We start from the raw sequence: 11,798 nt of genomic DNA, 5'->3' as shown, positions 1-11,798 counted from the left end.
GAAACCTCTTCGCGCTGATGGTAGTGTGGCGTTTGCCATGTGAGAGTAAGTCATCGCCAGCTTTTAAATACTAAACACCCCCTCCGCTAATGCAGAGGGGGTGTTTTTTATTGTGTTTCTTTCCCATATAAAACACGTAACCAACCAATAAAGTTTATATAAATCTTTTTTTGCTAGTTTTTTTAACATATAGATAGATGGAAAGTAAGTTTACTTATAGTTGTTCAAGTTTCTTTGTGTTATAAGTAATTTTATAGGCATGTTTTTTGCTTGTTCTAATATAGGAAATGATTATGAAATTATCTGTTGGGTTGAAAGTAGCGAATAATTTATCGTTAACTCCTCAATTGCAGCAGGCGATTCGACTTTTACAACTATCTAGTCTGGAGTTGGAGCAAGAAATACAGATTCAACTTGATAGTAATCCATTGCTCGAAAAAATTGAAGATAATAATAGTATTGAAAGTTTAAATAGCGTTGAAGCTAATGAAAATAAAGATTTAACATCTGAATTGAATGCAGATCATTTACCTAATGATTTACCTGTAGATACAGAGTGGGATGATATTTATACGCATCAATCCACCGCACTTGCTACACCGGAGTATGAAGAGAGAGAAGATAACAGACAAATTCACCTTAGTTTAAAAGAACATATTCTAGAACAAGTTAATCTTTTGCATTTTTCTAGGGTAGATAAGCTGATTGCTTATTGTATTGTGGACTCTTTGGATGATAAGGGATTTCTAGATGCTGATTTGACAGATATTTTAATTGCTGTGAATCAATTGTTACGAGAGGTTGATAACGACGAAAATGTTGAAGAAGATGAGGTTATTGTTGTCTTAAAACATATTCAACGTTTAGAGCCGATAGGTGTTGGCTCAAGAAGTTTGGCTGAATGTTTGCAAATTCAATTAGAAACAATTAAAGATAAAACACCTTTTTTAGCCGAAGCAAAGCAGCTTTTAAATTACTATGAACTGCTGATTTCTAATGATTTAAATAAATTATTGAAACAAACTGGATTATCAAAAGAACAACTAACTAATGCTATTGAGTTACTTAAAACCTTAAAGCCTTATCCTGGGTTGGAGTTTGATCAACAAGAATCAGAATATCAGGTACCTGATGTCGTTGTCGCAAAGAAAGATCAGCATTGGAATGTACAATTAAATCCGGATGTAATGCCTAAATTACGGATTAATTCATTTTATTCCAATATGATTCGTCGAGCAGATCAAAGTGACGATAATGTTTATTTACGAAATCAAATGTTAGAAGCAAAGAACTTTATTAAGAGTATAGATGAGCGTCATAAAACATTATTGAAGGTTGCAACATGTATTGTTGAACATCAGCGAGCATTTCTTGAGCAAGGTGCTGAAGCGATGAAACCTTTAGTTTTGCGTGATGTTGCAGAAGAAGTTGAACTACATGAATCAACAGTATCTCGTGTGACAACCAATAAATATATGCTCACACCCCGTGGGTTATTTGAATTGAAATACTTTTTTTCAAGTCATGTGGGAACAACTTCTGGTGGGGAAGCATCTTCGACTGCGATTCGTGCCATGATTAAAAAGCTCGTATCTAATGAGAATCCACGTAAGCCTTTGTCAGATAATGCAATAGCAGAGATGTTGAAAAAAGAAGGGATTGAGGTTGCTCGTAGAACAGTCGCAAAATATAGAGAATCGTTACATATTCCTTCATCTTCCGAAAGAAAAGTCTTGATCTAAATTTTAAGGTGTGACTATTCTAATAGCTCATTATGACGAAATAATGAATTTTTTTAATAGTCACTAGAGAGATCACTGAAATGATTTAATGGATACTGAACCACTCATGTGCATTAATTTGTTTTAGTTATTTCTTGAATCCTAAGAAAAGGTGAGGGATAGAATTATGCAAATAACAATTCGTGGACACCATTTAACCATTACACCAGCAATTGAAAAAAATATAAAAGAAAAGTTTAGTCAAATGACTAAGCATCTTGATCAAGTAAACAGTATGCAAATTAAACTAGCGAAAGATCATCAAATCGATAAGCGTTCGCATAAGGGGAGTGCCAATCATATAGCTGAGGCCATCATACGTTTACCAGGGGTTGAGCTGTTTGCTCAAGCAACAGCAGATGATATGTATACTTCAATAAAAAAACTGACAGAAAAATTAAAAAGACAGCTTGCTAAACATAGAAAAATGCAATGTTCTTATCAACATGAGTTGGTTGTTTTAAGTTAAATTACTTTTAAGAAAGAGGCTAATTTTGATAGCCTCTTTTTTTATTTTTAAAAAAAGAAACTGCTTACTGAATAATGTGAAAAAGTTATAGTAAAATATGCGGTTTTACACCATTGGCTGTATAAGAGGTCTTGTAATGAATAGTGAACAGCTCACGCAAATTTTAAAAGAAGCTTTCCCTGAAGCAGAAGTAGCAGTGAGTGGACAAGCTGGAAAATTCGACCTTCGTATTGTAGATGATCAATTTGAAGGAAAGAGAACTCTTACACGTCAACAAGCCGTATATGCACCTCTTAATTCTTATATCGCGAGTGGTGAAGTTCACGCAGTTACTATTCGTGCAATGACTAAAGACGAATGGCGTAAAGCAAGCCTTTTCGGAGCTTAAATATTAATGGATAAATTTTTAATTACGGGCGGTGTTAAGCTCGAAGGTGAAGTACGCATTTCTGGTGCTAAAAATGCAGCTTTACCTTTACTCGCTGCAATGATTCTTGCGGACTCTCCGACTACTTTAACCAATGTACCAAACTTAAAAGACGTAAATACATTAGTTAAATTAATAGCGGGTCTTGGCATTACCATGACCTATGAAGGGGATACGGTTCGTGCTGATGCATCAACATTAGATAATCAATTTGCACCATACGAACTTGTGAAAACAATGCGTGCTTCAATTTTAGTGTTAGGTCCATTATTAGCACGTTATGGTAATGCAAAAGTATCGTTACCAGGTGGTTGTGCAATTGGTTCACGTCCAGTTGATCAGCATTTAAAAGCTTTGGAAGCGTTAGGTGCACATATTGAAGTTGAAAATGGATATGTTCATGCTTCAGTAGATGGTCGATTAAAAGGCGGTGAAGTCGTTTTTGATATGGTGACCGTGGGTGGTACAGAGAATATCTTGATGGCTGCTGTTTTAGCAGATGGTGTTACCACAATTCGTAATGCTGCAAGAGAGCCTGAGATTACAGACCTCGCCCAAATGCTAATTAAAATGGGTGCAAAAATTGAAGGTCTTGATACAGACACTTTGGTAGTAACTGGTGTTGAAAGTCTGCATGGTTGTGAATACGCAGTCGTAGCGGATCGTATCGAAACTGGTTCATATTTAGCTGCTGCAGCGATCACTGGTGGTCGTATCAAAACGACGCATACAGATCCAGCATTATTAGAAGCTGTATTAGATAAATTCGAGGAAATGGGTGCGGAAGTTACTCGTGGCGATGATTGGATTGAACTAGACATGCAAGGGAAACGTCCTAAAGCTGTTAGTTTTAGAACATTGCCTCATCCGGAATTTCCGACTGACATGCAAGCTCAAATCATGGCCGTGAATGCAATCGGTCGTGGTTTTGCGACGATTTCGGAAACAATTTTTGAAAATCGCTTTATGCATGTCCCTGAACTTTCACGTATGGGTGCAAATATCCAGGTAGAAGGCCATGATGCGATCGTAACTGGTGTGGAAACACTTCAGGCTGCACCTGTTATGGCTACAGATTTACGTGCTTCATTTTCACTAGTGCTTGCAGCCTTAGTTGCAGAAGGTGAAACACTAATTGATCGTATTTACCATATAGATCGTGGCTATGAACATGTTGAAGAAAAATTGCAAAGTTTAGGCGCTCAGATTAAGCGAGTAAAAGGATGAATGACTTAAGAAACGATGATCCGAATTTTGATGTAATGGGTAATTTTGATCATGGTTTAACTTTAGCACTCAGTAAAGGTCGTATCTTAAAAGAAACATTGCCATTACTTGAAAATGCAGGCATAAATTTACTTGAAGATCCTGATAAATCTCGTAAATTGATTTTTCCAACAACACATAAGAAAGTACGTATTTTGATTTTACGTGCTTCTGATGTGCCAACATATGTGGAAAACGGTGCAGCAGATTTTGGTGTCGCGGGTAAGGATGTATTAATGGAACATGGAGCTCAACATGTGTATGAGTTACTTGACCTGAAAATTGCCAATTGTAAATTAATGACTGCTGGTAAAGTTGGAATGGAACGTCCGAAAGGACGTTTGAAGATTGCGACGAAGTATGTCAATTTGACGCGTCAATATTATGCGAGCTTAGGTGAACAAGTTGATGTGATTAAGCTCTATGGTTCAATGGAGCTTGCGCCATTAGTAGGCTTGGGTGATTATATTGTCGATGTCGTTGATACGGGCAATACTTTGCGTGCCAATGGTTTAGAGCCATTAGAAGAGATTTGTAAAGTTTCTTCGCGTCTTATTGTCAATAAAGCGAGTTTTAAACGTAAACAAGCTTTATTAAATCCAATTTTGACTCAACTTGAACAAGCAGTCCAATCACGTTAAACGTGATTTCCTATGAAAACTGAGTGATAGTTGTTGAGATGATGCCCACAAGGACATCGAAAAAGAGTAAACTTATTCTTCTCTTTTTCGCCTTGTGGGTAAATTGATGCGACGTTTATCGACTCAGGATCAAAATTTTAAGCAGATATTTGCTGAACTATTAGCATTTGAAACTGTAAATGATCCTCAATTAGTACAAACCGTAGACCAAATTATTGCCGATGTTCGTCAACACGGTGATCAGCATGTACTTAAGTTAACGCAACAGTTCGATCGACATCCTGCGCATCAATTCTCAGACTTAGAGCTCAGCCAAGAACAACTCAAATCCGCTTTTGAGGGTTTAACCATTGAAACTCGTGATGCACTTGAGTTAGCAGCAAAACGAATTCGTTCATTTCATCAAGCTCAGAAGCAAGAAGGGTGGACTTATGTTGATGATTTGGGAAATACATTAGGTCAAAAAGTCACTCCACTTGATCGTGTTGGGATCTATGTACCTGGTGGTTTAGCATCTTATCCATCGTCTGTACTTATGAATGCTTTACCAGCCCATGTTGCTGGCGTACCTGAAATTATTATGGTTGTTCCTGCACCCAATGGTGAACTTAATCCATTGGTATTAGCAGCAGCATATTTAGCTGGTGTGAGCCGAGTTTTTACAATAGGTGGTGCACAAGCTGTTGCAGCTCTGGCTTATGGTACTGAAACAATACCAGCGGTGGATAAAATAACTGGGCCAGGTAATCGCTTTGTTGCCGCAGCTAAAAGAGCAGTTTTCGGTCAAGTGGGCATTGATATGATCGCAGGTCCTTCAGAAATTCTTGTTTATGCTGAAGGTGAAAATAATGCTGAATGGTTGGCAATGGATGTATTGTCTCAGGCAGAGCATGATACTGTGGCTCAATCAATTTTCATTACACCCGATGAGAATCTTTTAAATGCTGTGGAAATTGCAATTGAAAAGCATTTGAACGAACTGCCAAAGGCAGATATTGCTCGAACTTCTATTGAAAATCGTGGCGCCTTAGTGCTTGTAAAGAATCGTGCAGAAGCAGTTGATCTTATCAACCAAGTTGCTCCAGAGCATTTAGAGTTATGTCTAGATGATGCAGAGTTGATGAGTCAAGAAATACGTCATGCGGGCGCAATTTTCATGGGGCGCTATACTCCTGAAGCAATAGGTGATTATTGTGCGGGGCCTAATCACGTCCTACCAACATCTGGTACAGCTCGCTTTTCCTCACCGCTTGGTGTTTACGATTTTCAGAAACGCTCAAGCTTAATTATGTGCTCAAAAGAAGGTGTCAAAACCTTAGCAAAAGCAGCAGACGTATTAGCGGTGGAAGAAAATCTCGATGCACATGCTCGATCAGCTCGTTATCGTTATCAATAGCTAACCCACGAATATAGGGGCTGATAAAGTTCCTTTTTAGAGAGTTTTGAGAGTATATAAAATGGCATTTACAATTGAACAAATGCGTTTTTGGAGTCCTGAGGTTCGTGATTTAGAGCCTTACGTACCTGGTGAACAACCAAAAATACAGAATTTATTGAAACTGAATACAAACGAAAATCCTTATCCACCATCACCAAAAGTGGTTGATGCAGTGCAAGCTGTTTTGACTCATCAAGCTGATGCCCTTCGTTTATATCCTGATCCAGATGCTACGGCTTTAAAACAAGCAATCGCTAAACAACAAAATGTTGATGTTAGCCAAGTCTTCGTGGGAAATGGTTCTGATGAAGTGCTTGCTCATATTTTTAAAGCATTTTTCATTCAGCAAGAACCAATTCTATATCCAGATATAACCTATAGTTTTTATCCAGTTTATAGTCAATTTTTTGGTGTTCAAACAAAGCAAATTCCATTGAATGAAAAATTTGAAATAGATATTTCAGATTATGAACAGGAAAATGGTGGCATCATTATCACTAACCCAAATGCACCAACGAGTATTGCATTAGGTTTGGACAAAATTGAAAAAGTGTTAAAAGCTAATCCGAATTGTGTGATTGTTATTGATGAAGCTTATGTAGATTTCGGAGCAGAATCAGCGGTTGAACTTGTAAGTCGTTATGAGAATTTGGTTGTATGTCAAACAACCTCCAAATCTCGTTCACTGGCTGGATTGCGTGTTGGATTTGCCATTGCACAAGCCCATTTGATTGCTGCACTTGAAGCTGTTAAAAATAGTTTCAATTCATACCCAATTGACCGTTTTGCAATTGCTGCAGCTGTAGCATCTTTTGAAGATCAAGATTATTTTCAAGAACAATGTGATAAAGTCATTGCAAGTCGTGAAAAATTGGTAGCTAACCTAACTGAGCTAGGTTTTAATGTTTTGCCTTCAAAAGCAAACTTTATTTTTGCTACACACTCCTTACACGATGCAGCACAACTTGCAGAAAAATTGCGTGAGCAAGGTATTATTGTTCGCTATTTCAACAAACCAAGAATTAATCAATTTTTGCGTATCACGATTGGTACTGATGAACAAAATCAGCGCCTAGTTGATACATTAAAAATGCTGATAAGTTAATTTTGAAGTAGTGTATTTTATTTCTGCCATGTATTGAGTAAATCAAGCATGGCAGAAACTTTATCAAAACATTCTTGGTATTCGGCTTCCGCATCAGATGCGATAGTAATTCCACCACCAGCCCAAATCGAAAGATTGTCCTGATTTTTTTGAATACTACGAATTAGAATATTCCAGCGACCTGTACCATCGTAATTAAAATATCCTAAACTTCCGCAATAGGCACCGCGTGGAGATTCTTCAAGTTCATCGATAATTTGCATTGCGCGAATTTTTGGTGCCCCTGTGATTGAGCCTCCTGGAAGTGCTGATAGCAACATTTGCATCGGATTAACTTCTTCTTTTAATGTCGCGGTGATTTCACTCACCATATGATGAACTTGATTAAAACTTTCAATTTCAAATAATTTTGTTGTTTTTACTGAACCAGTTTCTGCATAAACACTTAAATCATTTCTTAGTAAATCCACAATCATCACATTTTCAGCCTGATCTTTTTTTGAATTTGTTAACTTTTCTTTTGAAATAAGGTCTTGTTCGGGATCTTGGTGTCTTGGCATGGTGCCTTTGATTGGTCGAGTTTTAATTTTATTTTTATTATCAAATTCAATGAATAGCTCTGGTGAACAACTTAAAAGCTCGAATTCATTAATTTTTACATAGCCTGCATATGGTGCATGAGTTAATTGCCAAAAATCATTTGATTTACTAAGTAGGGAGCCTTTCGCTTTTGCTGTAAACTCTTGAGTTAAATTTATTTGATAACAATCACCAGCTTTAATATAGTCTTGAATTCTGCTAAATGCTTGTAAATACTTGATTTTAGACCAACGAGGTGTACATTGATCCTGTAAAGATAATGATTCAAGGTGATCTGATTTATTTTTAGACAAAAGGGATAGAATATAATTATATGTTTTTACTGATTTTTTTCCATTGCCATAGAAATACCATTCACCATTATGATATTTAAGATAACTTGAATATTCACCTAAAAAAAGACTGGGTTGAGAGCGCATAGCAGTTTTAACGCATAAGTTTGAACAATAGTCATAACTTATAAAGCCGATGTATCCACCTTTAAAAGAAATTGATTCAATGGCTGATATTGGATTTTTGCTAAACTGAGCAAAATTGATGATCGATAAAGGATGCGTAATTTGATGGTATTGGTTTAACTCAAGTTGAGTGAACTGTCGTGATGTTGAATTTTCGAAGATTAAATAATGTTTTGGCAAAAAACTAATAATAGGTGAGTTTTGATCATGCAAATAAACCAGACCAATTAACTCTCTCAACTGAAATAGAATTTCAGAGACTGATAGAGATGAAATATTGAGTTTTTGCTGAAACTGGCTCATAAACTTGAAAATAACACATGCAAATCATAAGAAATAATTGTACTACAATAGTGAGAAATCATCGGAATTTTTCAAAAACAGGTTGTAATTCGAAAATCATTTAAACAGTAATTGTGATTCATCTCATAAAAATTGTCACTATCAGTAATTTAAATGCATAAAAATGGCAAAAAGTGTCATTGTTAACATTTATGTAAATATCTTATCCATTCAGATAAAAGGAGAACTGAGAGAAATGTATACTTGTTTTTTAAAAATTAGTCTTATAAATATACAGATAATTCACAATGTTATTACTGACTATGAGTTGTAATGTAATAGTGTATTTTTTATGCTGTTTATCGGTTTATTACTAAAAAGCGATTAACAGGAGTTGAACATAAAATAACAAACAGGTAATTTAGTACTTGCTAAGCGAACTACTCAAGGATCGGAAGTTCAAGTTGTCATTTAAGAAAAAACAACAGTGGACAGTTTAGAGTAGTGTAAGTCAAAAAATAAATGCTCTTGGGAGAGTGCTCGATGAAAATGTTTACTAAACTAGCTTTAGTTTCTTCAATGGCGATTAGCGCAAATGCAATGGCTATGCAAGCAATGGATGACGCTGCACTTGGCTCTGCTACTGGTCAAGATGGTATTAATATTGGTGTTGCTTTAGGTAGGAACGCAAGTTTAGATGCTAGCGTAGGCACTAAGGGTATTTCTATTGATAAGTTATTACTTGCATGATAATGGTGGTTTAGCGGCTACAGCTGCTTTTAACGGTCAAAATTTGGGTGGCAAGGCGACATCTGGTGCGATCTCAATTGATGGTATTCATGTTGGTCAAGTTGGTGGTTTGAGTACTGCTGGCGTTTATAGTGCAACAGGTACAGGTGATTTCCTACAATTAGTTATTGATGCTGATGCTGGCGTAACACCGACACCTACAGCTGCAAGTACAACAGCATTTTTAAATATTGGTGTTAAAACAGCTGGACTTAAAGTTAAAGTTGGTTCTATTGGTGTTGGTGCTTCAGCAACTTCTGCAGCTCCAACAATTACTAGTGCTACTACGAGTGTTAAGCGTGGTGTTGTTGCTAGTACAACAAATGAAATTATTACAGGTCTTAATTTAGAGCTAGGTTCCATTGGTGCTAATGTTCAATTAGGTGCAACACCTCAAGGTTCAATGATTTTGGTTAAGTCTTCATTATCTGGTCTTGATATTACTAATTTAGGTATTAAAGATAATGCAGCTGGTGGTGTTATTCAATTGGATGGTATCCATGTTCGTGGTTCTGCTACTGGTGGAGCAATTGATGTTGATCTTGGTATCAAGGTTAAGACTACAGGTTTGGAAATTACAAACAACAGTACAGCTAAAAATGACATTTATGTGAAAGGTATTCATTTGGGTACAACTACAGCAGCATCTATTGGTGATGTTGAAATCCAAGGGTTGAGTATGGGTTCTTCAACGATCACTATCTCAGGTCATTAAACAAATTAGATAAAAAAAGCGCACTAGTTGCGCTTTTTTTAATTTGAAATTTTGGAAGAAAAGTTAAATGACAGTCCATTTTTACAAAATTTTAACTAATGTTATGGCTCATTAAACTAATTTTATATACACACTCCTTAATTAACAAAGGAAGTTTTTTTAATAAATGTCTAATTTTAAATGGATTCTATTCCTTATGATTGATTTTTGGCTCAGTGTTCGATTTTCATGGAATATTTGTATTCGTTTCCCTTATTTGTTCTCATAGTGGTTAAGGATCATAACCCTTATTTGCGCATAAAACTTCTAGCTCTTCAAAATCTATCTAATTTTGTGTCAACTTAGGTAAAAACTTAATATCATGTGTCTCATCCGTGACCATAATTTCAATTGCACCACCATATCAATGGGTAAATTTATTTTTTGAGCCATTCCCTCTAATGCTTTTTGATTTGCCTTAATCTTTAATCTAGCAGAATAATTGATCTGCTTTGATATGAGAACCATCGATAAAAATTCACTTTTTATCTGTATTCTTACCGATTAATGTAAATATTTTCATTAGCTTATTATCTTTAGACAATCGAAATTTTTTATACAGGAAATGTCAATACACCCAAGTTAACCAGTCCGCTTTTAATTCTCAGCTAAATATTGAATTGGTTTTACATAAGGTGTTTTTAGATAATATTTTTTAAAATATAGGGTTATAAAGAATTTATAACATTTCATCAAAAAGAATAAAAAAAGGCTGCTTTTTTTTATAAAAAAAGGTATCTTCATCACACAGGGAAGTAGTGTCATTGACGCTAAGAATAAAATGAATAAGGCAAATTATGCCGCTGTTAAGAAAAGAGAATTATGTTAGAGATAGCTCTAGGCTCTGCATTGATGTATTACTTTACAACGCAAGCCTTTGAAATAGAAAAAAAACCAGAAGGAACAGTATATTATACTGAAACTTTGGATTCTAGAAACTCTTCATTTACCCGTAATCATCGGGAAGCAGTTGTTATCAAACCCGCTGTTGAAGATCAGTTTCGAGGCATCGTACGTCAAGCATATGACTATAGTTGTGGTTCGGCGGCATTGACGACACTTTTAAATGGATACGGTGGTTTAAAGCTAACAGAACAGCAAACGATGAGTGGCTTGCTTCAGTACGGTGAATATCAACGAATCATTGAAAGAAGAAGTTTCTCCCTACTTGATATGAAGAGATTTGTTGCGGCTTTAGGTCTAAATAGTGGGGGATATCGCGGTGAGTTTTCAGATCTAATTGCGCTTAAGCAGCCAGCAATTGTTCCAATAACATATGCAGGATTTAAACATTTTGTTGTTTATAAAGCTTATAAAGATGGGCGTGTGTATGTTGCAGATCCAGCTCTTGGAAATATAAGTTTTGATGAAACTCGATTTCGAGAAGTATGGGATAACAATACCTTATTTATCGTAGATGTTCCTGGACAATATCGAAAGGACTTATTGGCGTTAAAAGATGAAGATATGCGCCACGTAGATGATGCTACAGTCAATCGATATGCTTTGGCTGAAATTCAATTCCCTACGCAGAAGTTTGAGAAACTTGCTGATAAAGCCTCTACAATGCGTAGGGTACTTGATGCTGATCCAAACTCAGAAAACTACAATAAACCGATCACTACATACATGCGTATGTATTATAAGCGTAAATAATCACAGAATTTAATAATAGATTAGGACTTACGCACTATCATTTATAGATTCTCTGTGGTAGCAGATGATTTTTATCGAGAATAAAGTCATCAATGAAGTCTTTGATGATTGGTCTAAATAAGTTCTTTTGCC

Annotated in this window: 9 protein-coding genes and 1 pseudogene; 9 read left to right on the top strand and 1 reads right to left on the bottom strand. The window is 35.9% G+C overall.

The features are described from left to right. Positions 1-293 precede the first annotated feature (293 nt). The 7 genes from ACSC97_RS16520 (at position 294) to hisC (ending at position 7,127) form a co-directional block, all read left to right on the top strand. The gene (locus ACSC97_RS16520) at positions 294-1,742 is read left to right on the top strand and encodes an RNA polymerase factor sigma-54 (RefSeq protein ID WP_436662022.1); all 1,449 of its coding nucleotides are present in this window, start codon (positions 294-296) and stop codon (positions 1,740-1,742) included. Positions 1,743-1,908: 166 nt separating this feature from the next. Then, positions 1,909-2,250 carry a ribosome hibernation-promoting factor, HPF/YfiA family gene (gene hpf / locus ACSC97_RS16515; protein WP_004914435.1) on the top strand — a complete coding sequence of 114 codons (342 nt, stop codon included), beginning with the start codon at positions 1,909-1,911 and terminating at the stop codon, positions 2,248-2,250. A gap of 136 nt (positions 2,251-2,386) precedes the next feature. Further along, complete coding sequence (ibaG, locus tag ACSC97_RS16510; RefSeq protein ID WP_004914432.1) at positions 2,387-2,638, top strand: BolA family iron metabolism protein IbaG; 252 nt, start codon at positions 2,387-2,389, stop codon at positions 2,636-2,638. Positions 2,639-2,644: 6 nt separating this feature from the next. Further along, complete coding sequence (murA, locus tag ACSC97_RS16505) at positions 2,645-3,904, top strand: UDP-N-acetylglucosamine 1-carboxyvinyltransferase (protein WP_004952303.1); 1,260 nt, start codon at positions 2,645-2,647, stop codon at positions 3,902-3,904. Then, on the top strand, positions 3,901-4,584 hold the full coding sequence (hisG, locus tag ACSC97_RS16500) for an ATP phosphoribosyltransferase (RefSeq protein WP_004952306.1): 684 nt from the start codon (positions 3,901-3,903) through the stop codon (positions 4,582-4,584). Before murA ends, hisG begins: the two co-directional genes overlap by 4 nt. A gap of 106 nt (positions 4,585-4,690) precedes the next feature. Then, positions 4,691-5,980 (top strand): histidinol dehydrogenase, encoded by a 1,290-nt coding sequence (hisD, locus tag ACSC97_RS16495; protein ID WP_042892937.1) that lies wholly within the window; start codon positions 4,691-4,693, stop codon positions 5,978-5,980. A gap of 61 nt (positions 5,981-6,041) precedes the next feature. After that, positions 6,042-7,127 carry a histidinol-phosphate transaminase gene (gene hisC / locus ACSC97_RS16490; protein WP_436662018.1) on the top strand — a complete coding sequence of 362 codons (1,086 nt, stop codon included), beginning with the start codon at positions 6,042-6,044 and terminating at the stop codon, positions 7,125-7,127. Positions 7,128-7,144: 17 nt separating this feature from the next. On the opposite strand, the gene pabB is transcribed toward hisC, so the two are convergent. Beyond that, a complete protein-coding gene (gene pabB, locus ACSC97_RS16485; RefSeq protein WP_436662016.1) occupies positions 7,145-8,488 on the bottom strand; it encodes an aminodeoxychorismate synthase component I in 1,344 nt (447 codons plus the stop codon). A 522-nt stretch (positions 8,489-9,010) separates the two neighbouring features. Between pabB and filA the strand changes: the two are divergent. Together filA and filB are read left to right on the top strand one after the other, a co-directional pair. Continuing rightward, a pseudogene (gene filA, locus ACSC97_RS16480) lies at positions 9,011-9,971 on the top strand (putative pilus system protein FilA). A gap of 861 nt (positions 9,972-10,832) precedes the next feature. Beyond that, on the top strand, positions 10,833-11,666 hold the full coding sequence (filB, locus tag ACSC97_RS16475) for a putative pilus system C39 family peptidase FilB (RefSeq protein WP_099948134.1): 834 nt from the start codon (positions 10,833-10,835) through the stop codon (positions 11,664-11,666). The last annotated feature ends 132 nt before the right edge of the window (positions 11,667-11,798 follow it).

Source organism: Acinetobacter sp. P1(2025) (assembly GCF_051390655.1).
Classification (GTDB): domain Bacteria; phylum Pseudomonadota; class Gammaproteobacteria; order Pseudomonadales; family Moraxellaceae; genus Acinetobacter; species Acinetobacter junii.
Note: the sequence above shows the minus strand (reverse complement) of the source record. Positions and strands in the feature narration are given on the sequence as shown.